This window comes from Streptomyces sp. NPDC052682, from assembly GCF_040678435.1.
GTDB lineage: Bacteria > Actinomycetota > Actinomycetes > Streptomycetales > Streptomycetaceae > Streptomyces.
This window is the reverse complement of record NZ_JBFATS010000010.1, coordinates 130,800-153,528: the sequence shown is the minus strand read 5'-3', so window position 1 is coordinate 153,528 and position 22,729 is coordinate 130,800. Positions and strand designations below refer to the sequence as shown.

The following is a 22,729-nucleotide window of genomic DNA, read 5'->3' as shown; positions in this document are numbered from 1 at the left end:
AGCAGGCATGCGCTGATCCCGAGAGTCCTCGAACTCCCAGGTTTGAAAAACCCCTTCACCATTCCCCCCACCCAACTCATAGAAAGACAAGGAGTCTTCACAAGGAGTACCGAGGCTGTCGAGACAGTGAGAGAAACCACACAGCGGAGCTTCCCATTGGCGCACAGCACGGGGAGACCGCGCCGCCCCTTGCGCTTTGGGAGTTGCCGCTGACTCGGATCGCCTTGCGCAGCCGGCCGTCGCGGCCTGTCACGTGGTTGTGGGCATGAAGACAGGGCCTCTTGGTAGCTCGTGGTTGCGAAGCCAACCGAGACCCATGCACGCGGCCAGGGCCGCTGCCCTCAGGCGGGAGCTGCCCGTGCCCCCGAGGCGCGCGGCGGGAAGGGGACGTGTCGGGAGGGGGCCGGGGCAAGTCTCAAGCCGCAGCCGCTACGGGTCCCGCGGCAGCTTGCCTGCCCGGTCCAGCAGGCCCGTGCGGGCGGCCAGGGCCGCTGCCTCCAGGCGGGAGCCGACGCCGAGTTTCATCAGGACGCGCTGGACGTGGGTGCGGGCGGTGGAGGGGGCGATGCCCATCCCCGCGGCGATCGCCCGGGTGTCCTCGCCCTCGGCGACCCGCACCAGCACCTCCACCTCCCGGGGCGTGAGCATCTGCAGCAGGCGCTGGCCCTCGTCGTCCGGCTCGGCGGCGGGGTTCAGCAGCTCGCTGAAGGCCCCCTGCAGCAGCGCGGGCGCCACCGCCGCCTCGCCCGCCCGGGCCTTCATGATCGCCCGCTCGACGCCCTCGATCCGCTCGTCGTGCCGGACGTAACCGGATGCCCCGGCCGCGAAGGCCGCCGCGATGCCCCGGGGGTTCGGCACCGGGCCGAGCACGAGCACCGCCACCTGCGGCCGCTCCCTCTTGATCTTCACGACCGGGTCGAACGCCCCGGGCTCCGCCGGTGTGGCCGTCCCCAGCAGGCACACCTCGGGCGCCCGGCTGATCACCAGGTCCGCCGCCCCGGCGGCCGGCGCCGCCGCGGCCAGCACCCGGTGCCCGCGCAGTTTCAACGCCGAGGCCAACGCCTCGGCCAGCAGTCGGTGGTCGTCGACCACCATGAGCCGCACTCCCATCGAGCAACCCCCCAGTCCCCCCAGTGGACCCTCACCGATGCTCCCCCGTGCGGGCCCGTGGATGCCCCACGGGTCCCGACGGCCGCCCCCACACGCCCACTGGTCCGTGCGGACAGAAGCCCCCTCCCGGCTCCCCCGCTCTTCATGCCCCCGGAAGCTACACGCTTGTTCGACGTTGCGCTTCCCCTACCGGTGAGAATCGTCCCGGATCGCCGACATTTCCGGTATTCGCGCGCATGCGAGGGTGATGAGCGGTACGTGCACGGCCCCGCCCCTGTTCAGGGGCGGGGCCGTCAACGAAGCCGAACCGATCAACGACGCGGGGCGCGTTCGGTCACCCCGTGCCGAAGGCGACCGCCAGGTACTCCTTGTCGCCGGTGGCCGACTGGGACGCGTACACCTGCGACATGTACAGCCGGCCCTTGCCGAACAGCAGCTCCGAGTAGTCCGGCAGCATGCTGGTCTCCACGTCCCGCACCGAGTCCGTGGCCGGGTTCTCCAGCAGGGTGCTCGCCTTGAAGCTGCCGCCGTCGATGCTGACCACCTGGCCGCCCTTGTCGTACGGCGGGCGCTTGTACGCCAGCAGGTTGCCGCCGTCCATGCGCAGCGGCGAGATCACGTAGCCGTCGCCCGCGTCCGCCCGCTGGCCGGTCTGCTTGCCGGTGGCCAGGTCGAAGGCGACGATCTCGTTGGTCCTGCTGTACTTGCCGGTGCCCTCGTGCTCCTCGGTCGGCACGTACAGCCGGTCGTTGCCGACCGCGAGCTGGGTGCAGTTCTCGATCCGGTAGACGCGGTCGCAGCGGCCCCCGAACTCCTCGCCCGGCGCGGAGATGCGGGCGCGCAGCTTGCCGGTCTTGTTGTCGAGGGAGAAGTAGTCCGAGATGCCGCTGCCGTCGCCCGCGCTGTCGCCGACGTCGGCGGCCACGACCAGCGGGTCGGTGGAGACGATGCTGGCGTACTCGATGCCCTGCGCCATCTTGTACTCGGAGATCACCGTCCCGTTCTTCGGGTTGATGGTCTGGATGTGCAGCTGCCGCTGGCCGTACGTGCCGCACTTGCGCACCGCCACCAGCTTTGGGCCGCCGCCGTAGCCGGCGTCGTAGCAGGTGTCGCTCGGCTTGGGGGCCCACAGGGCCTTGCCGGAGACGTCGAAGGCCGCGCCGCCGCCGGTGCCGCCGAGGGCGATGGTGGTCCCGCTGACCGTGACGTTGTCGAAGGTGGCCGGCTGGTCGCCGTCCTTGACCTTCTTCGTCCACAGTTTCCTGCCCGCGTCCAGGTCGATCGCCGCGACCTGGCTGCAGCCGTGCGCGGGTTCCGCCTTGGTCGGCATGGCGGGCTGGAAGACGATGGCCGTCTTGTGGTCGGCGGTCATCTGGCGGCTGGCCGTGCAGACCGGGCCGGGCAGCGGGATGGTCCAGAGCTTGGTGCCCTTGACGGGGTCGTAGCCGGTGATCTCGGCGACGCCGCTCTTGACGTAGGCCTTGTCGGTGAGCCACGAGCCGGAGACGACGACCGACCGGATCTCCTTCTTCACGGCCGGCATCGGCACCTGGAAGAGGACCTTGGCGGCCGGGTCGGCGGGCGCCTTCTCGGTGCCGCCGGAGGTCGTCCCCCCGGTGCCGCCGCTCTTGTCGTCACCGCCGCCGGTGCCGCCGCTGGAGCTCGCCGTGTCGTCCTTCTTGCCGTCGTCCTTGCTGGAGGCGTACCAGACGCCGCCGCCGACGATCAGCGCGATCGCCACCACGGCCGCGACGATGATGGCCAGCTGCGCGTTGACCTTCCGCCCGCCGGCCGGCGGCCCCGGCTGCGGCTGGAGCGGCATGGTCGGCTGCGGATGGCCGTAGCCGGGCTGACCGTAGGGCTGGCCGTACGGCTGCTGGCCGTACGGCTGCTGGCCGTACGGACCGGGCTGCTGGCCGGGGTAGCCGTAGGGCGGGGTCTGCGGCGGCTGGGGGGCCTGGGGTGCCGGGTGCGGGTAGCCGTACCCCGGCGCAGGCGGGGTGGGGGGAGCGGCCGGAGGCGTCTGCGGTGCCTGCGGGTAGCCGTACCCCGGCTGCTGCGGCGGCTGGTTCTGGGGCGGGCCGAAACCTCCGCCCTGCGGCGGCTGGTTCGGCGGTGGGGGCGGCTGGGTCATGACGTGGGTACCTCGCGGACGGGGACGGACGGCGGGCGGCGGGCGGGAAGGTCGGGTGCCGCGGGCTCACTTGCCGTAGGCGAGCATCAGCTTCTCCTTGGCGTCGTCGTTCCCATTCAGCCGGGTCGTCGAGAGGTAGAAGCGTCCGCCGGCCCAGTCGAAGTCCTTGGAGAAGAAGCCGTTCTCGACGTCGGCGGCGCTCTGCGGGTTCTGCAGCAGCTTGACCGGCTTGTGGTCGCTGCCGGAGACCGGGATGGCCACGACCTGGCCGCCCGCGTCGTACGACGGCTCCACGTACGCGATGAGCTTGCCGCCCTCGATCCTGACGGGCAGCATCGACTCGTCCGCGGGGGACTTCACGCGCCACTTCTCCTTGCCGTTGGCAAGGTTGACGGCGACGATCTCGTTGGCGCCGGTGGTGGCCTCGGTCGGCAGGTACAGGGTGTCCGCGTCGACGGCCACGCCCTGGCAGCCCGTCAGGTCGCGTTCGAGGATGGCCCAGCCGCACTCGGGGGCGAAGTCCTCGTCGAAGCCGACCTGGGAGCGGAACTTGCCGCCGGAGGTGAAGGTGGAGATGTTCCAGGCCTTCTTGTCCTCGTTGGTGCTGTAGACCACCAGCGGGTCGACGGAGTACGTGCGCGCGACCCGCCAGCCCTTGTCGAACTTCTGGGTCCACCGCACCTTGCCGGTCTTCGGGTCGAGCTCCTGGATCTCGTCGTGCTCGTTGCTGCCGCCGGCACCGCAGGAGGCGACCTGGACCAGCTTCTCGCCGCCCGCGAAGGCGGCCGGGAAGCAGGCGTCGCCGTACCGCTTCTTGTCGAACAGCTTCTTGCCGCTGGTGACGTCGTACGCCGTGCCCGACTGGGAGCGGCCCACCATCAGCGTGTCGCCGGTGACGGACAGCTCGACGGAGAGCGTGGAGTCGAACAGCTCGCCGTCGGCGACCTCGCCCTTCCAGCCCTTGTCGCCGGTGTCGAGGTCGACCTCCTGGAGCTGGTTGCACTCGGCGCGGCTGCTGCTGCCGCTCATGTACGCGACGACGATCTTGTTGTCGGCCGTCTTCTGCGGGGTGGTCGCGCAGATCTTCTGCGGGAAGGTGATCGGGTCCCAGGCGGGCGTGCCGTCGCCGACGCGGTAGGCGAGGAGCTGCTTGTACGCGGCCTTCACCGCCGTCTTGTCGGTGATCCACATGCCGGGGGCGTCCGCGCCCGAACCGGGCGCGTCGGGTGCCGACTTGTACCAGAGCACCCTGGCCTCGCCGGGCCGGCGGCCCTCGTTGAGGTTGTCGGGGTCCTCGCCGCCGTCGCCGGAGCCGTCGCCGGGGTTGACCGGGGAGCCGGAAGCGTCGGGCTTGGCGTCGTCGCTGTGCTGCGCCACGGGCTTCTTGCTGCCCTTGCCGCTGTCGGAGGCGCCGATGACGGCCCACGCGGTGCCGCCGATGACGAGCAGCGCCGCGACGGCCGCGCCGACGGCCAGGGCGGGCTTGCGCGTGAAGACGTTTCCGGAGCGGGGCGGGGTGCCGGGCGCCCAAGGGTACTGCGGCTGCGGCGGGAAGCCGTAGCCGGGCTGCGGCCCGTACGGGCCGGGCTGCGGGGGCTGCCCGTAGGGGCCCGGCTGGGTGTACGGGCCCGGCTGGGCGTACGGGCCCGGCTGCTGCGGGTAGCCGTAGCCCGGCTGCGGGGGCGGAGGCGTCTGGGGCGGTCCCTGCGGGGGCGGCGGAGTCTGCGGTGCTCCGAAACCGCCGCCCTGCGGTGGCTGGTCCTGCGGTGCTCCGAAGCCACCCTGCGGTGGCTGACCCGGCGGCTGACTCATCAGCGGCCTCCCCCGTTCACATCACTGATTTCTCGCCACGCCCGGAGGAGCTTCATCACCCGGAGTCGTCCTCGGACATGTCTCGGACGGCTCTTTCTATCACCCGGCACCGACAGCGGACCGGGCCGGTTCTGCCCCTGTTCCCAAGGGAGGACCGGCCCGTGACGCCACTGTTATGGGGCTTCACACCCCCTTCACGCGTCCTCGGCGAGTTCCAGCCAGCGCAGCTCCAGTTCCTCCCGCTGACCGGCCAACGCGCGCAGCTCCGCGTCCAGTTCCGCCACCTTCGCGAAGTCGGTGGCGTGCTCGGCGATCTGCGCGTGCAGCGTGGTCTCCCGCTCGGAGATCTTGTCCAACTGCCGCTCGATCTTCTGGAGTTCCTTCTTGGCGGCGCGCTGGTCGGCGGCGCTCTTCTCGGGCCGGTCCGCGGCGGGCCGGTCCGCGGCGGGCGCGGGGGCCGAGGCGGCCGCGGCCTCCTCCATGCGCCGGCGCCGCTCGAGGTACTCGTCGATGCCGCGCGGCAGCATCCGCAGGGTGCCGTCGCCGAGCAGCGCGAAGACCCGGTCCGTGGTGCGCTCGATGAAGAACCGGTCGTGGGAGATGACGATCATCGAACCGGGCCAGCCGTCGAGGAGGTCCTCCAGCTGGGTGAGGGTCTCGATGTCCAGGTCGTTGGTGGGCTCGTCGAGGAAGAGGACGTTGGGCTCGTCCATGAGCAGCCGCAGCAGCTGGAGCCTGCGCCGCTCACCGCCGGAGAGGTCCCCGACGGGCGTCCACTGCTTCTCCTTGCCGAAGCCGAACGTCTCGCACAGCTGCCCGGCGGTCATCTCGCGTCCCTTGCCGAGGTCGACGCGCTCGCGCACCCGCTGCACCGCCTCCAGCACCCGCCAGGTGGGGTCGAGTTCGGCGACCTCCTGGGAGAGGTAGGCGAGCTTGACGGTCCGGCCGACCCGGATGTGCCCGCCCGCGGGCTGCTGTTCGCCCCCGCTGCAGGCGGCGTCGGCGAGCGCCCGCAGCAGGGAGGTCTTGCCCGCGCCGTTGACGCCGACCAGGCCGATGCGGTCGCCGGGGCCGAGCTGCCAGGTGAGGTGCTTGAGCAGCACCTTCGGCCCGGCCTGGACGGTCACGTCCTCCAGGTCGAAGACGGTCTTGCCGAGCCGGGAGGAGGCGAACTTCATCAGCTCGCTGCTGTCCCGGGGCGGCGGCACGTCGGCGATCAGCTCGTTGGCGGCCTCGACGCGGAAGCGCGGCTTGGAGGTCCGGGCGGGCGCCCCGCGCCGCAGCCAGGCAAGCTCCTTGCGGACCAGGTTCTGCCGCTTGGCCTCCTCGGTCGCGGCGATGCGCTCGCGCTCGGCGCGGGCGAAGACGTAGTCGGAGTAGCCGCCCTCGTACTCGTGGACGGTGCCGCGCTGCACGTCCCACATGCGGGTGCAGACCTGGTCGAGGAACCACCGGTCGTGGGTGACGCACACCAGCGCCGAGCGCCGGGCCTGCAGATGGGCGGCGAGCCAGGCGATGCCCTCGACGTCGAGGTGGTTGGTCGGCTCGTCCAGGACGATCAGGTCCTGCTCCTCGATGAGCAGCTTGGCCAGCGCGATGCGGCGCCGCTCACCACCGGACAGCGGACCGATGACCGTGTCGAGGCCCTTGGGGAAGCCGGGCAGGTCGAGCCCGCCGAACAGGCCGGTCAGCACGTCCCGGATCTTGGCGTTGCCGGCCCACTCGTGGTCGGCCATGTCGCCGATGACCTCGTGGCGGACGGTGGCGGCGGGGTCGAGGGAGTCGTGCTGGGTGAGCACGCCCAGGCGCAGCCCGCCGGAGTGCGTGACGCGCCCGGAGTCGGCCTCCTCCAGCCTGGCCAGCATCCGGATCAGGGTGGTCTTGCCGTCCCCGTTCCGGCCGACGACCCCGATGCGGTCTCCTTCGGAGACGCCGAGCGAGACGCCGTCGAGCAGGGCACGGGTGCCGTACACCTTGCTGACGTTCTCGACATTGACCAGGTTGACGGCCATTTCTCTCCTGCGCAGGGGGTTGGGTCAGCCTCCCAGCGTAACGGGCGCCGGGAGGCCGTCCGGTCCCGCCGCAGGTCAGCGGGACGCTGCCGCGCGGATCTCGGTGAGCAGGCCGTACATGGTCCTACCCCGGGCAGTCCGTCTGTAGCCAGTCGCGGTGGGCGCTGACGGTGGTGACGTCCTTGGCGGCGTCCGTGGGACCGGTGTGGGTCAGGGGCGGGCGAAGGACGTTCACGCGTGGGCGACGTGGACGACCGTGGCGCCCGGCGCCGGCCCGGTCGCGGTGCGCACCGCACGGCAGGTGCCCGACGCCGCCAGGGCCTGCGCCACCGTCGCCGCCGACTGCGCGTCCCGGGCGAGGAACGCGGTGGTGGGACCGGAGCCGGACACCAGCGCCGTGAGGGCTCCGGCGGCGCGGCCGGCCGCGAGGGTGTCCGCCAGTTCCGGGAAGAGCGACAGGGCCGCGGGCTGCAGGTCGTTGGAGACGGTGGCGGCGAGCGCGTCCGGATCGCCCTTGGCGAGGGCGTCGAGGAGATCGCGGGAGGCGACGGGGGCGGGGATGCCGGTGCCTTCGCCGAGCCGGTCGAACTCCCGGAAGACGGCCGGGGTGGACAGCCCGCGGCCGGCCATCGCGAACACCCAGTGGAAGGTGCCGCCGACCTCCAGCGGCTGGAGCTGCTCACCCCGCCCCGTGCCCAGGGCCGCCCCGCCGACCAGGCTGAACGGCACGTCGCTGCCCAACTCGGCGCAGATGTCGAGGAGTTCTTCGCGGGAGGCGCCGGTGCCCCACAGCGTGTCGCAGGCCAGCAGGGCGCCCGCGCCGTCCGCGCTGCCGCCCGCCATGCCGCCGGCGACGGGGATGTCCTTGGCGATGTGGAGGTGGACGGCGGGGCTGCGGCCGTACCGCGCGGCGAGCGCCTCGGCCGCACGGGCGGCCAGGTTCGTACGGTCCAGGGGGACCTGGCCGGCGTCCGGGCCCTCGCAGGTGACGCGGAGGTCGTCGGCCGGGGTGACGGTGACCTCGTCGTACAGGCCGACGGCGAGGAAGACGTTGGCGAGGTCGTGGTAGCCGTCGGGGCGGGCGGGGCCGACCGCGAGCTGGACGTTGACCTTGGCGGGGACGCGGACGGTGACGCTCACTGCTGACCCGGCTCCTCGTGCTCGGCGTGCGCGGCGCCGGCGGCCTCGTGCTCGGCGTGCGCGGCCTTGTGCTCGGCGATGCGGGCGAACTCCTCGACGGTGAGGGACTCGCCGCGCGCCTGCGGGGACACCCCGGCGGCGACGAGGGCCGCCTCGGCGGCGGCGGCCGAACCCGCCCACCCGGCGAGCGCGGCCCGCAGCGTCTTGCGGCGCTGGGCGAAGGCCGCGTCGACGACGGCGAACACCTCCCGCTTGGAGGCGGTGGTCTTGATCGGCTCGGCACGGCGGGTCAGGGACACCAGTCCGCTGTCGACGTTGGGCGCCGGCCAGAACACGTTGCGGCCGATGGCACCGGCCCGCTTCACCTCGGCGTACCAGTTGGCCTTGACCGAGGGGACGCCGTACACCTTGGAGCCGGGCGCGGCGGCGAGGCGGTCGGCGACCTCCGACTGCACCATGACGAGGGTGCGTTGGATGCCCGGGAAGGTGTCGAGCATGTGGAGCAGGACCGGGACGGCCACGTTGTAGGGCAGGTTGGCGACCAGCGCGGTCGGGGCCGGACCGGGGAGCTCGGTGACGTGCATCGCGTCCGAGTGGACCAGCGAGAAACGGCCGGCGCGCTCCGGCATGCGGGCGGCGATGGTCGCCGGGAGGGCGGCGGCGAGGGTGTCGTCGATCTCCACCGCCGTGACGTGGGCGGCGACCTCCAGCAGGGCGAGGGTGAGCGAGCCGAGCCCCGGGCCGACCTCGACGACCACGTCCTCGGGGCGGACGTCGGCGGTGCGGACGATACGGCGGACCGTGTTCGCGTCGATCACGAAGTTCTGGCCGCGTTGTTTGGTGGGGCGGACGCCGAGGGCTGCCGCCAGCTCGCGGATGTCGGCGGGGCCCAGGAGGGCGTCGGGGGCGGGGCTGGTCACGGGGTCTAGGGTACGGGGGCCCGTGCCGGGGTCCTCCGCCCGGTCGCCCGGCGTCACGGCACCCGGCGTACCGCTGGGCACCGCCCTGGGCGGCGCCGCCCGGAGCCGTTCACCCGTGGAGCCGCCGGCCGCAGTGGGGCCAGGGGGCGGCGCCCTCGCGGACGTAGAGCTTCTTCGCCCGGTAGGTCTGTTCCGCCGCCGGGGCGTCCTGCGGGCGGCCCTGGCCGCCGAGGCGGTGCCAGGTGGGGGTGTCGAACTGGTACAGGCCGCCGTACGTGCCCGAGGGGTCCACCGCGTCGGGGCGGCCGCCCGACTCGCAGGCCGCCAGGCCCTGCCAGTTCAGGTGGTCGGCGCCCCGCACGGAGGCGGGCCGGGGTTGCGTGCCGACCCGCACCAGCCGGGGGCTCGGTTCCCGGACCACCTCGGTGCGCAGGCGGCGGGGTTTTTGCCGGACACCGTTGACGGTGCGCAGGGCGTAGGTGGTGCGGCGCAGGCCGGCGCGGCCCGCCTGGTCGACGACCTCGGTGCCCCGGAAGAGGGTGGGGTCCTCGGTCCGGCGTACCGGGAAGGGGATCGCCTCCTCGCGGACCTCCTGGCCGCCGGTGATCCGCAGCACGGTGATGGTCTGCCCCTCGCGCGGGAAACTGCCGGGCGGGACGGACGTGGTGTCCTGGCCGCGCAGGGTGATGCCGGCCTCCTCGACGGCCTCCCGGACGGTCGCCGCGTTGGTGCGGACGGTCCGGGCACGGCCGTCGGCCAGGACCGTCACGGTGCGCTCGGTGCGCACGTCCAGGGCGAGCCCCGCGCGCCCGATCCGCTGCGCGCGCGAGACGGACAGGTACGCGCCGTCCGCGCGCACCCCCAGCTGCCGCAGCGCCCCCTCGACCGTGCGCGCCGTCGTCCACACCTGGCGCGGCCGGCCGTCGAGGGTGAGCCGTACGGGACGCCCGTAGCGCACCGCGACCTCGTCGCCGTCGGTCAGCTCCGTGCCGGGGGCGGGGGCCACCACGTCGTGCGCGCCGGTCTCGACGCCCTCCTCGGCGAGGAGTTCGCCCACGTCGTCGGCGAAGGTGTGCAGCGTGCGCTGCCGGCCGTCGACGCTCAGCTCGATCGCCTTGTCCTCGGCGACGAACGCGGTGGTGCCGCCCGCCAGGAACGCCACCACCAGCGCCTGCGGCAGCAGGCGGCGCAGGGAACCGTCCGCGCGCTCCGCGTACCGGGCCTTTCGCCGCCGCGCGCCCCGCCGGCCCAGGACGGACCGCACACCGGGAGCGGCTTCCCGCGCCCGCGCTGCGGGTGCCCCCTGCCGGGGCAGCGCGGGCTCGGGCACCTCGTAGGCGGGCCGGTAGGTGTCCTCGTACGGGCCGTCGTACGGGCCGGCGTCGTACAGGTCGTCGTACGGGTCGTACGGGTCGTCGCCAGGAGTGCCGTACGACGGATACGGCACGTACGTCTCGTAGGTCTCGTACGGGGAGTTGCTCACGCCGACACGCTCCAGGGGACGGAGGGGGTCCAGGGGTCCGGATCGGGCCCCCAGAACCTAGCGGAGCGGTCGTCACTCTCCAAAGCGACTCGGCTACGCACAGTCGTGCGGCGTGCGTCCGTGGGCGACCGTCAGTAACCGAACGCGCGGGCCGTGTTGGCCGCGAGGGCGGCGGCCATCGTGTCCTCGTCGATGCCGCGCACGGCGGCCATCGCGCGCACGGTGACCGGGACGAGGTACGGGGCGTTGGGCCGTCCGCGGTAGGGCACCGGCGTGAGGAAGGGGGCGTCCGTCTCGACCAGGACGAGTTCCAGCGGGGCCACGGCGAGCGCGTCCCGCAGGTTCTGGGCGTTCTTGAAGGTGACGTTGCCGGCGAACGACATGAAGTACCCGGCACTCGCGCAGATCCGCGCCATCTCCGCGTCCCCGGAGTAGCAGTGGAAGACGGTGCGCTCGGGGGCGCCCTCCTCCTTCAGCACGCGCAGCACGTCCGCGTGGGCGTCACGGTCGTGGATGACCAGGGTCTTGCCGTGCCGCTTGGCGATCTCGATGTGGGCGCGGAAGGACCTCTCCTGCGCCGCCTTGCCCTCCGGCCCGGTGCGGAAGTAGTCGAGCCCGGTCTCGCCGACGCCCTTGACCTGCGGCAGCCCGGCCAGCCGGTCGATCTCGGCGAGCGCCTCGTCCAGCGCGGCGTCACCGCCCGGCCGGCGGGCCCCCTGCCGTGACCAGCCGTCGGGGTCGCCGTGCACGATGCGGGGTGCCTCGTTCGGGTGCAGGGCGACGGTGGCGTGGACGGCGTCGTACGCCGCCGCCGTCTCGGCCGCCCAGCGGGAGCCCTTCAGGTCGCAGCCGACCTGTACGACCGTGGTGACACCGACCGACGCGGCCTTGGCGAGGCCCTCCTCGACGGTGTCGGACTGCATGTCGAGGTGCGTGTGGGAGTCGGCGACCGGTACCCGCAGGGGTTCCGGGAGCGGCGGGGCCGCGGTCTTGCCGGGGGTGTCGGAGGGGTTCGCAGGCATGCCCCGATCCTACGAACCGTCCTGCGAACCGTCCCGGACGAGGGGGTGCCCTCCCCGGCAGGGGAGGTTCCGGGGAGGGCGCCGGCGGGGAGGTGCCGGCAGTCTCAGCTCGCCCTGCGCTGGAACGGGTGCAGCAGGTCGGACAGGTGCCAGTGGTGGTGCTCCCGGTCCCCTTCGGCCCCTGCTCCGGCCGGGGTGCCGGCCCGGTCCTCCGCGGCCGTCCTCGGCGCGACCACCGGTCCGGCGGGCGGCACCCGGTGGTGCCGGTGCTCGGCGTGCCGGGCCGAGGAGACCTGGCCCGCCCGCATGATCCGCACGACGTGGCCTTCGCAGTTCTGACACGTGGGGCGGCTCAGCGGCGACGGCACGATCGCGCCGTCCGCCACGTACAGGACGAACTCGTGGCCCTGGGCGTCCGTGTGGTGCTCTATCTCGTACGACTGCTCCCAGCCGTGCCCGCAGCGCATGCAAGCGAAGGAGTACGACTCGTTGACGACGGCGGTCGCACCGTTGCGAAGGCCGATCGGCTCTGCGGTCTCGCTCATGCCGGCTCCTGGTGTCCGCTGGAGGGAACGGTTTGCGTGTCCCGTTCCCCAGTGGACTCCTCCGATGACGCGACGACAGCCGACCTGTCGAGTGTTGGCGGCGATTTGGGCGTTCCTTGCCCCAGGGCCCGGGCGGCTTTGCCCGTGCATGGGGCGCCCGCTCATCCGGCAAGCGCCCTGCTCACAGGGCATGTGCGCCGGGTCTCAGGCGCCGGCGTTCTTCGCGGCGACGACCGCGTCGAACACCTCCCGCTTCGCAACCCCCGCCTGAGCCGCCACCGCCGCGATGGCCTCCTTGCGCCGCTCCCCGGCCTCCTCGCGCACCCGGACCCGGCGCGCCAGCTCGGCGGCGTCGACCTCCTCGGGCCCCCGCTCCGGCGCCCCCTCGACGACGACGGTGATCTCCCCGCGCACGCCCTCGGCCGCCCACGCGGCGAGCTCGCCCAGCGGGCCGCGCCGGACCTCCTCGTACGTCTTGGTCAGCTCCCGGCACACGGCCGCGCGCCGCTCGGCGCCGAACACCTCGGCCATCGCGGCGAGGGTGTCGTCGAGGCGGTGCGGCGCCTCGAAGTACACCAGCGTCCTGCGTTCCCCGGCCACCTCCCGCAGCCGGGACAGCCGCTCCCCCGCCTTCCTCGGCAGGAACCCCTCGAAGCAGAAGCGGTCCACGGGCAGCCCGGACAGCGCGAGCGCGGTCAGCACGGCGGACGGCCCGGGCACGGCGGTGACCCGGATGTCCTTCTCGACGGCCGCCGCGACCAGCCGGTACCCGGGGTCGGACACGGACGGCATGCCCGCGTCGGTCACCAGCAGCACGCGCGCGCCGCCGACGAGTTCCGCGACCAGCTCGGGCGTGCGGGCGGACTCGTTGCCCTCGAAGTACGACACGACACGCCCTTGGGGCGTGACCCCCAGCGCCTGGGTGAGGCGCCGCAGCCGCCGGGTGTCCTCGGCGGCGACCACGTCCGCGCCCGCCAGCTCCTCGGCGAGCCGGGGCGGGGCGTCCGCGAGGTCGCCGATGGGAGTGCCTGCCAAAACAAGGGTTCCAGTCACGTTTCCATCCTCGCAGGGCGCATCCACGGGACTCGCACAGACGGGTTCCCTACGATGGCGCGGTGACCAGTACAGCGTCGTCCATGGACTCCACGGACACCCGGCAGGGCCAGGCGCCGCACGAGCAGCGGCCCGCCTGGCAGCAGCGGCTGCGCCGTTTCGGCTACGAGGCGGGCCCCACCAGCGATGTCCGGGAGCGGCTGGTGCCGTCGTACACCCGGCCCAGCGGGCGGCTGTGGGCGGTGCTCGGCGTGCCGCCCACCCTCGCGGACCGGGTCACGCGCTGGTCGGCCTGGGGCGGACCGCTGCTCGTCACGCTGCTGGCCGGGGTGCTCAGGTTCTGGAACCTGGGCAGCCCGAAGGCGGTGATATTCGACGAGACGTACTACGCCAAGGACGCCTGGGGGCTGGTCCACCGCGGCTTCGAGGTCAACTGGGACAAGAAGGCCAACGACCTGATCCTGGCCACGAACGGGCACGTGCCCATCCCGACGGACGCCTCGTACGTGGTGCATCCCCCGGTCGGCAAGTACGTCATCGGGCTCGGCGAGCTGCTGTTCGGGTTCGACCCGTTCGGCTGGCGGTTCATGACGGCCCTGCTCGGGACGGCGTCCGTGCTGATGCTGTGCCGGATCGGCCGCCGCCTGTTCCGCTCCACCTTCCTCGGCTGCCTGGCGGGCGCGCTGATGGCGGTGGACGGGCTGCACTTCGTGATGAGCCGCACCGCGCTGCTCGACGGCGTGCTGATGTTCTTCGTGCTGGCGGCGTTCGGCTGCCTGCTCATCGACCGGGACCGGGCGCGCGCGAGGCTCGCCGCCGCGCTCCCGGCGGACGCCGACGGCCGGGTCCGCCCCGACGCGCACACCGCGGACACCACCCGCCTCGGCCTGCGTCCGTGGCGCTGGGCGGCGGGCCTGATGCTGGGCCTGGCCATCGGCACGAAGTGGAACGGCCTGTACGTCCTGGCCGCCTTCTGCGTCATGGCGGTGCTGTGGGACGCCGGCTCCCGCAAGGTCGCCGGGGCCCGGCACCCGTACGCCGCCGTCCTCCGGCTCGACACCGGGCTCGCCTTCCTGGCGACGGTCCCGGTGGCGCTCGTCACCTACCTCGCCTCCTGGACCGGCTGGATCCTCTCCCCCACCGACGGCACCGGCGGCTACCTGCGCAACTGGGCCGCGACCGACGGCAAGGGCGGCAACTGGACCTTCCTGCCCGACTGGCTGCGCAGCCTGTGGCACTACGAGCACCAGGTGTACGAGTTCCACGTCGGCCTGTCCTCGCCGCACACGTACCAGTCCAACCCGTGGAGCTGGATCGTCGCCGGCCGCCCGGTGTCGTACTTCTACGAGTCGCCCGCGCCCGGCAAGGACGGCTGCCCGGTCGACGCGGGCGAGAAGTGCGCCCGTGAGGTGCTGGCGATCGGCACGCCCCTGCTGTGGTGGGTGGCCTGCTTCGCGCTGCTGTACGTGCTGTGGCGCTGGCTCTTCCGCCGCGACTGGCGCGCGGGCGCCATCGCCTGCGGCATCGCCGCCGGCTACCTGCCGTGGTTCCTGTACCAGGAGCGCACGATCTTCTACTTCTACGCCGTCGTCTTCCTGCCCTTCCTGTGCCTGGCGGTGGCGATGCTGCTCGGCGCGGTCATCGGCCCGCCCCGCTCCACCGACACCCGCCGGGTCGCGGGCGCGACGGGCGCGGGCGTCCTGGTGCTGCTGATCGCCTGGAACTTCGTCTACTTCTGGCCGATCTACACGGGCACCGCGATCCCGATCGACGACTGGCGGGCGCGGATGTGGCTCGACACCTGGGTCTGAGCCGCCGCCTTTACCCGATCCCCTGTTCGGTCAACAGACGGAAACTCGCCTCCCCGCTTCCCTTGCGCCACTTACAGTGCGAGAACCACACACGGGGAGGGGCAGGCAGATGGCCAAGGGGGTCAAGGCCGCCGTCATAGGCAGTGTGTTCGCGGTGATGGTGGGGGCGGCCGGGTACGGCGGCTACACCTTCGTGAACGCGCTGAGCGGCGACGGGGGAGCCGGCGGGGCCGCCGCGGAGAGGAAGTCGGGGCCGCCCAGCGGCGACGAGGTCCGCGCCACCACGGCGAAGTTCTTCGCGGCGTGGGAGAAGGGGCAGGCGGCCCGGGCGGCGGCCCTGACGAACAACGCCGCGGCGGCCGAGCCCCTGCTGACGGCGTACGCCGAGGAGGCCCACCTCACCGACGTGCGGATCACGCCCGGCGCGGCGCACGGCACCCGCGTGCCGTACGCGGTGAAGGCGACGGTGTCGTACGACGGGAAGTCCGAGCCGCTGTCGTACCGCAGTGAGCTGACCGTCGTGCGCGGGCTCACCACCGGGCGGGCCCTGGTCGACTGGCAGCCCACCGTCGTCCACCCGCAGCTGCGCCGGGGCGACACCCTGGTCACCGCCGAGTCGGCCAGCCCGCCCATCGAGGCCGTGGACCGCGACGGGACCGTGCTGACCAAGGAGAAGTACCCCTCCCTCGGGCCGATCCTGGACGCGCTGCGCGAGAAGTACGGCGACGAGGCCGGCGGCAGCCCCGGGGTCGAGCTGGCGATCCGGCACGCCGACCAGAGCGCCGACACCCCGCTGCTCACCCTCGCCAAGGGCAGACCCGGCAGGCTGGAGACCAGCCTCAGCGCCCGAGTGCAGGCGGCGGCCGAGAAGGCGGTGCGGAAGTACGCCGAATCCTCCGTGGTGGCGGTCGAGCCGAGCACCGGGCGGATCCTGGCGGTCGCCAACCACCGCGACGACGGCTTCAACGCGGCGTTCCAGGGCAAGGTCGCCCCCGGCTCCGTCATGAAGATCATCACGTCGGCGATGCTCATCGACAACGGCGTGACCACCATGAACGGCCCGGCGCCCTGCCCGGACGAGGCCATGTGGCAGGGCCAGACCTTCAAGAACCTGACCGGCATGAAGCCCAACCCAAACGCCAGTCTCGCCAACAGTTTCCTGCGCTCGTGCAACACGGCCTTCATCAAGCTCATCGACGAGAAGCCGCTGACCGACGCCTCCCTCACCCAGGAGGCCGAGGAGCGGTTCGGGCTCGGACGCGGCGACTGGAAGACCGGTATCGAGTCCTTCGACGGCAGTGTCCCCACCGTCAGCGGGCCGGACCGCGCCGCGAACGCCATCGGCCAGGGCCAGGTGCAGATGAACCCGCTGAACATGGCCTCGGTGACGGCCACCGCGATCACCGGCACCTTCCGCCAGCCCTACCTGGTGTCGCCGAAGCTGGACGACCGGCGGCTGGCGCAGGCCAGGGGCCTGCCGGCCGGCACCGCCGCCCAGCTGAAGCAGATGATGCGGCTCACCGCGACCCAGGGCACCGCCGCGCGCGCCATGGCCGGGCTCGGCGGCGACATCGGCGCCAAGACCGGCTCCGCCGAGGTCGACGGGGTGGCGGTGTCCGACAGCTGGTTCACCGGGTTCCGGAACGATGTCGCCGCGGCGGCCATGGTGCAGAAGGGCGGCCACGGCGGCGACGCGGCCGGTCCTATTGTCGCAGCCGTGCTACAAGCGGGCGGCTGATTCCCTCCCCCCGTCACCCGACCAGGTCGGGACTCTAGGGTGGTGGCCGTCGTTGGAGGGCTACGGGGACCCTGGGGAAGTCGCGGAGGAACGGAAAAAGCCGTGGGCAACAGAAGGCGCGTCGCCGGTGAGCGACGGAAGACCAGACCCGCCGTGATCGGCGGGATGATCGCCGTGGTCGTCGGCGGCGCCGGTGTCGTCGGTTACGCGCTTCTCGGCGGCGGGGCCGCCGCCGAGAACGGGCCGCACTCCGCGGCCGTCGACCAGAAACCGAAGGTCAAGACGGGGCCGCTGTCCGCGGCCGAGGTCATGGGCGCCGCCCGCGCCTTCCTCACCGCCTGGCAGTCCGGGCAGGCCGGGAAGGCCGCCGCGGCCACCGACGACCCGGCCGCCGCCAAGGCGCTGCTCACCGGCTACACCAAGGACGCCCACGTCAAGGACGTCACCCTCACCCCGGGCACCCGCACCGGCGACAAGGTGCCCTTCTCGGTCAAGGGCACGGTGTCCTACCGGAAGGTGAGCAAGCCGCTCGCCTACGACAGCGCGCTGACCGTGGTCCGCCGTCCGAGTGACGGCAAGCCGCTGGTCGACTGGCACGCCTTCGTCGTCCACCCGGACCTGACGGACGGCGACAAGCTGGTCACCGGTGAGGCGGGCACACCCCCGGTCAAGGCCCTGGACCGGGACGGCGGCGAGCTGACCACCGCGAGGTACCCCTCGCTCGGCCCGGTGCTGGACGGGCTGCGCGAGAAGTACGGCAAGAGCGCCGGCGGCAGGGCGGGCATCGAGCTGCGTGTGGTGCGCGGCAAGGCGGCCGCCGCCCGCAAGCTCTCCGACAAGACCCTGCTGGAGCTGAGCCAGGGCACGCCCGGCACCGTCAAGACCACCCTCGACCCCACCCTCCAGGCCGCCGCCGAGCGGCAGGTGGCCCAGCGGGCCCGGGCCTCGGTGGTCGCCCTGCGCCCCTCGACCGGCGAGATCCTGGCCGTGGCGAACTCCTCCAAGGGCTTCAACACCGCCTTCCAGGGCTCCCTCGCGCCCGGCTCCACGATGAAGGTCATCACCTCCTCGCTGCTCATCGACAAGGGCCTGGCCTCCGCGGACAAGCCGCACCCGTGCCCGAAGTACTTCAGCTACGGCGGCTGGAAATTCCAGAACGACGACAAGTTCCAGATCAAGGGCGGCACCTTCAAGGCGAGCTTCGCCCGCTCCTGCAACACGGCCTTCATCAGCCAGGCCCCGAAGCTGAGGAACGACGACCTGACCAAGCAGGCCCGTCAGGTCTTCGGCCTGGGCGGGAACAACTGGTCGGTCGGGGTGCCGTCCTTCGACGGCGCGGTGCCGGTGCAGTCGGCGGCGCCGATGGCGGCCTCGCTCATCGGCCAGGGCGGGGTGCGGATGAACCCGCTGAACATGGCGTCGGTGGCGGCGACCGTGCGGGCCGGGGTCTTCCACCAGCCGTACCTGGTGTCGCCGAAGGTGGACGGGCGCACGCTCGCGACGGCCTCCCGCACGCTGTCCGCGACCACCCTGTCCCAGCTGCGCGAGCTGATGTCCTACACGGCCGCGTACGGCACGGCGGCCGAGGCGATGGCCGGGGTGAGCGGTGACGTCGGCGCGAAGACCGGCTCCGCCGAGGTCGACGGGCAGAAGAAGCCGAACGGCTGGTTCACCGCCTACCGGGGCGACCTCGCCGCGGCCGGTGTGGTCCAGGCGGGCGGCCACGGCGGCGACACGGCCGGTCCGATCGTGGCGGCCCTGCTGAAGACGGGCGGCTGACGGAGGAAGGCTCAACCGGTCACGGGTTCCGCGGCGGCCGTGTACGTCCGCCGCAGGAACCGCTGCAGCGCCTTGGTCTCGAACTGCACGACCGACACGCCCTGCGGGGAGTGGAACTCCACGACCGCCTGCACGCGCCCGCAGGGCCACACCCGTACGTCCCCGCTCTCGGCGGGCGCCCGCAGGCCCTGTTCCAGCAGCTCCCGCGAGAAGGTCCACTCGCGCCCGGCGCCGGGCAGCCCCACCCCGACCGACCGGGGGTCCTTCTCGGGGTCGTAGCGCAGTCTCACCGGTACGGCGTCCAGCTCGTCCTGCACCCGGACGTCCGCGTCCGTGACGATGTGGGCGCGTGCGTACTGTTCGACTACGGACATCGGCTGGGCCCCTTACGGTGCGCTACCTGTGCGAAAGCTGTACGTCCACCCCCTCTCCAATGTCGCATATTTTCCGGAACGCGCCCTCCGGTGCCGGACATATCACAGCCGAGATGACAGCCGTGATGCACGAGAATCTCGCTCTTGCAAACCGTTCGCATCTAGCCACTATCATCGAACGGTGCATGTACCAGACGGATTCATCGACGCCCCCACCTCCGCCGCCACCGGCCTGATCGCCGCGGGCGCCGTCGCGGTGAGCCTGCGCGGCGCGCGGCGGGAACTCGACGAGCGCACGGCGCCGCTGGCGGGCCTGGTCGCGGCGTTCATCTTCGCGGTGCAGATGCTGAACTTCCCGGTGGCGGCCGGCACCAGCGGCCATCTGCTGGGCGGGGCGCTGGCGGCGATCCTCGTGGGGCCGTACACCGGGGTCCTGTGCGTGTCCGTGGTGCTGCTCATGCAGGGCGTGCTGTTCGCGGACGGCGGCCTGACCGCGCTGGGGGTGAACATCACCGACATGGCGGTCGTCACGACGGTGGTGGCGTACGCCGTCTTCCGCGGCCTGGTGAAGGTGCTGCCGCGCACCCGCCGCTCGGTGACCGCCGCGACCTTCGTCGCCGCGCTCGTCTCTGTGCCGGCCTCCGCGCTGGTCTTCACCCTGATCTACGCGATCGGCGGCACGACCGACGTGGCGATCGGCAAGGTCGCCACCGCCATGGTGGGCGTGCACGTGCTGATCGGCATCGGCGAGGCCGTGATCACCGCGCTGACCGTGGGCGCGGTCGTGGCCGTCCGCCCGGACCTGGTGTACGGGGCGCGTGACCTGCGGCAGAAGCTGAAGCTGCGGGTCGGCGGCGAGCTGGTCGACGCGCCGGACGCCGAGCCCGTGCCCGTCGCCGCCCGGGCCTCGCACCGCGGGGTGTGGATCGCGGGTCTGGTCACCTCCCTGGTGCTCGCCGGGTTCGTCAGCTTCTACGCCTCCTCCAGCCCCGACGGCCTGGAGAAGGTCGCCGCCGACCACGGCATCGACAAGAAGGCCGAGGACCACGCGATCGCCGACTCCCCGCTCGCCGACTACGGCGTCCGGGACGTCGAGGACGCCCGCCTGTCCGGGGGGCTGGCGGGTGTCATCGGGGTGGGCGTCACGGTCGTCGCGGGCAGCACGGTGTTCTGGGCGGTGCGGCGGCGCCGTACGGGCGACACGAGCCCCGTGAACACGGGGGTCTGACATGGGGGCGGGGCACGCGCACCGGCTGTACCGGCACGGGCACTCACCCGTGCACGGGCTGCCGCCGCACACCAAACTGGCCGCGGTCTTCGCCTTCGTGGTCGTGGTGGTGTCCACCCCGCGCGAGGCGATGTGGGCCTTCGCCCTGTACGCCGTGCTGCTCGGTGCGGTGGCGTCCGTGGCGCGCGTGCCGGCCGGTTTCCTGCTGAAGCGGCTGCTGATCGAGGTGCCGTTCGTGGCGTTCGCGGTGCTGATGCCGTTCGTGGCGGAGGGCGAGCGGGTCGAGGTGCTGGGGATGTCCCTGAGCGTCAGCGGCCTGTGGGGCGCCTGGAACGTGCTCGCCAAGGGCACGCTCGGCGTCGCCGCGTCCGTGCTGCTGGCCGCCACCACCGAGCTGCGGGAGATCCTCCTCGGGCTCCAGCGGCTGAAGCTGCCGCCGCTGCTGGTCCAGATCGCCTCCTTCATGATCCGGTACGGCGATGTGATCACCGACGAGATGCGGCGGATGCGCGTGGCCCGGGAGTCGCGCGGCTTCGAGGCGCGCGGAGTGCGGCACTGGGGCGTGCTGGCCAAGTCGGCGGGCGCGCTGTTCATCCGCTCCTACGAGCGCGGCGAGCGGGTCCACCTGGCCATGGTCAGCCGCGGGTACGCCGGTTCCATGCCGGTGATCGACGAGGTGACCGCGTCCCGGGCGCAGTGGTCGTACGCCCTCGCGCTGCCGTTCGCCGCCCTGGTCGTGTGCGTGGTGGGATGGGCGCTGTGACGACACCTTCGCTGGAAGTGGCCGGGCTGGCCTTCGCGTACCCGGACGGGCACCAGGCCCTGTTCGGTGTGGACTTCACCATCGGGCGCGGTGAGCGGGTCGCGCTGCTCGGGCCGAACGGCGCCGGCAAGACGACCCTGGTGCTGCACCTCAACGGCATCCTGACCGGCGGCGCGGGCTCGGTGCGGGTCGCCGGGCTGCCGGTCGGCCGGCAGCACATGGCGGAGATCCGGCGCAGGGTCGGCATCGTCTTCCAGGACCCCGACGACCAGCTGTTCATGCCGACCGTCCGGGAGGACGTGGCCTTCGGCCCGGCGGCGGCCGGGCTCAAGGGCGACGAACTGGAGGAGCGGGTCGACCGGGCGCTGGAGCGGGTCGGCATGGCGGGGTTCAAGGACCGGCCCCCGCACCACCTGTCCTTCGGGCAGCGCCGCCGGGTGGCGGTGGCGACCGTGCTGGCGATGGAGCCGGAGATCCTGGTCCTGGACGAGCCGTCCTCCAACCTCGACCCGGCCTCGCGCCGCGAGCTGGCCGACATCCTGCGCTCGCTGGACGTGACCGTGCTCATGGTCACGCACGACCTGCCCTACGCGCTGGAGCTGTGCCCGCGCTCGCTGATCCTGAGCGACGGCGTGATCGCGGCGGACGGCCCCACGGCCGAGCTGCTGGCCGACGAGGAGCTGATGCGCGCCCACCGGCTGGAGCTGCCCTTCGGGTTCGACCCGCGGTCCGTGACAATGGGCGCGTGACGAACGAGGAGACCGGCCTTGCGGGGCCGCCGGTCCTGGACGACCAGCTGTGCTTCGCGCTGTACGCGGCCCAGCGCGCGGTGACGGCCGCGTACCGGCCGCTCCTTGACGACCTCGGCCTCACCTACCCGCAGTACCTGGTGCTGCTCGTGCTGTGGGAGCGCGGCCAGACCACCGTGAAGGAGCTGGCCGGGGCGCTGCGGCTCGACTACGGCACGGTCTCGCCGCTGCTGAAGCGGCTGGCGGCGGCCGGGCTGGTGCGGCGGGAGCGGTCGGCGCGCGACGAGCGGTCGGTGCTCGTCGCGGTCACGGCGCGCGGCGCGGAACTGCGCGAGCGCGCGGCGTGCGTGCCGGACGCCCTGCTGGCGGCGACGGGGCTCGACCGGGCGCGGCTCGCGCGGTTGCGCGAGGAGCTGTGGCGGCTGGCGGACCACGCCGAGTCGGCGGCGGACCGGGCCCGCTGACCTGCCCCCTCCGGTTACCCGCGGTTGCATCCCCCTGGGCGCGACCGGCTGGTTACCGGCCAGTACCTTGTGCGCAATGTACTCGCGCGCTCTTTTTCCCGGGGGAGGGCCATCGTGACCGGGGCACCCATGACCGACACCACGGCCGTCGACACACGTCCGACGAAGATCATGTACGTCGCCGAGGCCACCGCGCACGGCGGCCGGGACGGCTATGTGACCAGCCAGGACGGGCAGCTGGACCTGAAGGTCGCGATGCCCCCGCAGCTGGGCGGCGACGGCGCCGGCACCAACCCGGAGCAGCTGTTCGCGGCCGGCTACGCCGCCTGCTTCCACAACGCGCTGATCATGGTCGGCAACCGCGCGGGCTACGACCTGAGCGGCTCCACCGTCGCCGCGAAGGTCGGCATCGGCCCCAACCGCAGCCGCGGCTACGGTCTCGCGGTCGCCCTCAGCGTCTCCCTGCCGGTGCTGGACGCGGACCTCTCCGCCCGGCTGGTGGACGAGGCGCACCAGGTCTGCCCCTACTCCAACGCGACCCGCGGGAACATCGACGTCACGATCCTGCTTGGGTGAAAGGGAGCGTGACAGC

Annotated in this window: 19 protein-coding genes; 8 read left to right on the top strand and 11 right to left on the bottom strand. The window is 72.8% G+C overall.

The window, feature by feature from the left end; genetic code table 11:
* Nucleotides 1-429: 429 nt before the first annotated feature.
* From AB0K80_RS17870 to rsmI, 10 genes are all read right to left on the bottom strand, one after another.
* Nucleotides 430-1,110 (bottom strand): response regulator transcription factor, encoded by a 681-nt coding sequence (locus tag AB0K80_RS17870; protein WP_365670576.1) that lies wholly within the window; start codon nucleotides 1,108-1,110, stop codon nucleotides 430-432.
* A 334-nt stretch (nucleotides 1,111-1,444) separates the two neighbouring features.
* The gene (locus tag AB0K80_RS17865) at nucleotides 1,445-3,244 is read right to left on the bottom strand and encodes a PQQ-binding-like beta-propeller repeat protein (protein ID WP_365670574.1); all 1,800 of its coding nucleotides are present in this window, start codon (nucleotides 3,242-3,244) and stop codon (nucleotides 1,445-1,447) included.
* Between the two features lie 66 nt (nucleotides 3,245-3,310).
* Nucleotides 3,311-5,056: a PQQ-binding-like beta-propeller repeat protein gene (locus AB0K80_RS17860; protein WP_365670572.1), complete on the bottom strand. Its 1,746-nt coding sequence runs from the start codon at nucleotides 5,054-5,056 to the stop codon at nucleotides 3,311-3,313.
* Between the two features lie 194 nt (nucleotides 5,057-5,250).
* Nucleotides 5,251-7,068 carry an ABC-F family ATP-binding cassette domain-containing protein gene (locus tag AB0K80_RS17855; RefSeq protein ID WP_365670571.1) on the bottom strand — a complete coding sequence of 606 codons (1,818 nt, stop codon included), beginning with the start codon at nucleotides 7,066-7,068 and terminating at the stop codon, nucleotides 5,251-5,253.
* A gap of 231 nt (nucleotides 7,069-7,299) precedes the next feature.
* Nucleotides 7,300-8,208, bottom strand: a complete 909-nt coding sequence (locus AB0K80_RS17850) for a 4-(cytidine 5'-diphospho)-2-C-methyl-D-erythritol kinase (RefSeq protein WP_365670568.1) — start codon at nucleotides 8,206-8,208, stop codon at nucleotides 7,300-7,302.
* A complete protein-coding gene (gene rsmA, locus AB0K80_RS17845; RefSeq protein ID WP_365670566.1) occupies nucleotides 8,205-9,128 on the bottom strand; it encodes a 16S rRNA (adenine(1518)-N(6)/adenine(1519)-N(6))-dimethyltransferase RsmA in 924 nt (307 codons plus the stop codon). Before rsmA ends, AB0K80_RS17850 begins: the two co-directional genes overlap by 4 nt.
* Before the next feature lie 109 nt (nucleotides 9,129-9,237).
* Nucleotides 9,238-10,611: a ubiquitin-like domain-containing protein gene (locus AB0K80_RS17840; protein WP_365670564.1), complete on the bottom strand. Its 1,374-nt coding sequence runs from the start codon at nucleotides 10,609-10,611 to the stop codon at nucleotides 9,238-9,240.
* Between the two features lie 131 nt (nucleotides 10,612-10,742).
* Nucleotides 10,743-11,633, bottom strand: a complete 891-nt coding sequence (locus AB0K80_RS17835) for a TatD family hydrolase (protein ID WP_365670562.1) — start codon at nucleotides 11,631-11,633, stop codon at nucleotides 10,743-10,745.
* 104 nt (nucleotides 11,634-11,737) lie between these two features.
* Entirely contained in the window at nucleotides 11,738-12,178 is a 441-nt protein-coding gene (locus tag AB0K80_RS17830; RefSeq protein ID WP_365670560.1) for a hypothetical protein, read from the bottom strand.
* A gap of 204 nt (nucleotides 12,179-12,382) precedes the next feature.
* Nucleotides 12,383-13,231 (bottom strand): 16S rRNA (cytidine(1402)-2'-O)-methyltransferase, encoded by an 849-nt coding sequence (gene rsmI / locus AB0K80_RS17825; RefSeq protein ID WP_365670558.1) that lies wholly within the window; start codon nucleotides 13,229-13,231, stop codon nucleotides 12,383-12,385.
* Between the two features lie 62 nt (nucleotides 13,232-13,293).
* Between rsmI and AB0K80_RS17820 the strand changes: the two genes are divergently transcribed.
* The 3 genes from AB0K80_RS17820 to AB0K80_RS17810 all read left to right on the top strand — a co-directional run bounded on the left by AB0K80_RS17820 (nucleotide 13,294) and on the right by AB0K80_RS17810 (nucleotide 18,559).
* Nucleotides 13,294-15,042, top strand: coding sequence for a phospholipid carrier-dependent glycosyltransferase (locus tag AB0K80_RS17820; RefSeq protein ID WP_365670556.1), 1,749 nt, complete (start codon nucleotides 13,294-13,296; stop codon nucleotides 15,040-15,042).
* 109 nt (nucleotides 15,043-15,151) lie between these two features.
* Nucleotides 15,152-16,780 (top strand): penicillin-binding transpeptidase domain-containing protein, encoded by a 1,629-nt coding sequence (locus AB0K80_RS17815; protein ID WP_365670554.1) that lies wholly within the window; start codon nucleotides 15,152-15,154, stop codon nucleotides 16,778-16,780.
* Between the two features lie 102 nt (nucleotides 16,781-16,882).
* Nucleotides 16,883-18,559: a penicillin-binding transpeptidase domain-containing protein gene (locus AB0K80_RS17810; RefSeq protein ID WP_365670552.1), complete on the top strand. Its 1,677-nt coding sequence runs from the start codon at nucleotides 16,883-16,885 to the stop codon at nucleotides 18,557-18,559.
* Nucleotides 18,560-18,570: 11 nt separating this feature from the next.
* On the opposite strand, the gene AB0K80_RS17805 is transcribed toward AB0K80_RS17810, so the two are convergent.
* Nucleotides 18,571-18,933 (bottom strand): SsgA family sporulation/cell division regulator, encoded by a 363-nt coding sequence (locus AB0K80_RS17805; RefSeq protein WP_365670550.1) that lies wholly within the window; start codon nucleotides 18,931-18,933, stop codon nucleotides 18,571-18,573.
* Nucleotides 18,934-19,114: 181 nt separating this feature from the next.
* Here AB0K80_RS17805 and AB0K80_RS17800 point away from each other — a divergent pair, with 181 nt between their 5' ends.
* From AB0K80_RS17800 to AB0K80_RS17780, 5 genes are all read left to right on the top strand, one after another.
* The gene (locus tag AB0K80_RS17800; protein WP_365670548.1) at nucleotides 19,115-20,161 is read left to right on the top strand and encodes an energy-coupling factor ABC transporter permease; all 1,047 of its coding nucleotides are present in this window, start codon (nucleotides 19,115-19,117) and stop codon (nucleotides 20,159-20,161) included.
* Between the two features lies 1 nt (nucleotide 20,162).
* Complete coding sequence (cbiQ, locus tag AB0K80_RS17795; protein ID WP_365670546.1) at nucleotides 20,163-20,924, top strand: cobalt ECF transporter T component CbiQ; 762 nt, start codon at nucleotides 20,163-20,165, stop codon at nucleotides 20,922-20,924.
* Nucleotides 20,912-21,673 (top strand): ABC transporter ATP-binding protein, encoded by a 762-nt coding sequence (locus AB0K80_RS17790; protein ID WP_365670545.1) that lies wholly within the window; start codon nucleotides 20,912-20,914, stop codon nucleotides 21,671-21,673. Before cbiQ ends, AB0K80_RS17790 begins: the two co-directional genes overlap by 13 nt.
* Nucleotides 21,670-22,137, top strand: a complete 468-nt coding sequence (locus AB0K80_RS17785) for a MarR family transcriptional regulator (RefSeq protein WP_365670543.1) — start codon at nucleotides 21,670-21,672, stop codon at nucleotides 22,135-22,137. Before AB0K80_RS17790 ends, AB0K80_RS17785 begins: the two co-directional genes overlap by 4 nt.
* Nucleotides 22,138-22,266: 129 nt before the next feature.
* Nucleotides 22,267-22,713 carry an organic hydroperoxide resistance protein gene (locus tag AB0K80_RS17780; protein WP_365670829.1) on the top strand — a complete coding sequence of 149 codons (447 nt, stop codon included), beginning with the start codon at nucleotides 22,267-22,269 and terminating at the stop codon, nucleotides 22,711-22,713.
* The last annotated feature ends 16 nt before the right edge of the window (nucleotides 22,714-22,729 follow it).

Coding starts and splice junctions, on each gene's coding strand:
- AB0K80_RS17860 (WP_365670572.1), bottom strand. CDS start 5,056: ATGAGTCAGCCGCCGGGTCAGCCACCGCAGGGTGGCTTCGGAGCACCG.
- AB0K80_RS17815 (WP_365670554.1), top strand. CDS start 15,152: ATGGCCAAGGGGGTCAAGGCCGCCGTCATAGGCAGTGTGTTCGCGGTG.
- AB0K80_RS17870 (WP_365670576.1), bottom strand. CDS start 1,110: ATGGGAGTGCGGCTCATGGTGGTCGACGACCACCGACTGCTGGCCGAG.
- AB0K80_RS17865 (WP_365670574.1), bottom strand. CDS start 3,244: ATGACCCAGCCGCCCCCACCGCCGAACCAGCCGCCGCAGGGCGGAGGT.
- AB0K80_RS17830 (WP_365670560.1), bottom strand. CDS start 12,178: ATGAGCGAGACCGCAGAGCCGATCGGCCTTCGCAACGGTGCGACCGCC.
- AB0K80_RS17855 (WP_365670571.1), bottom strand. CDS start 7,068: ATGGCCGTCAACCTGGTCAATGTCGAGAACGTCAGCAAGGTGTACGGC.
- AB0K80_RS17780 (WP_365670829.1), top strand. CDS start 22,267: ATGACCGACACCACGGCCGTCGACACACGTCCGACGAAGATCATGTAC.
- cbiQ (WP_365670546.1), top strand. CDS start 20,163: ATGGGGGCGGGGCACGCGCACCGGCTGTACCGGCACGGGCACTCACCC.
- AB0K80_RS17835 (WP_365670562.1), bottom strand. CDS start 11,633: ATGCCTGCGAACCCCTCCGACACCCCCGGCAAGACCGCGGCCCCGCCG.
- AB0K80_RS17790 (WP_365670545.1), top strand. CDS start 20,912: ATGGGCGCTGTGACGACACCTTCGCTGGAAGTGGCCGGGCTGGCCTTC.
- AB0K80_RS17805 (WP_365670550.1), bottom strand. CDS start 18,933: ATGTCCGTAGTCGAACAGTACGCACGCGCCCACATCGTCACGGACGCG.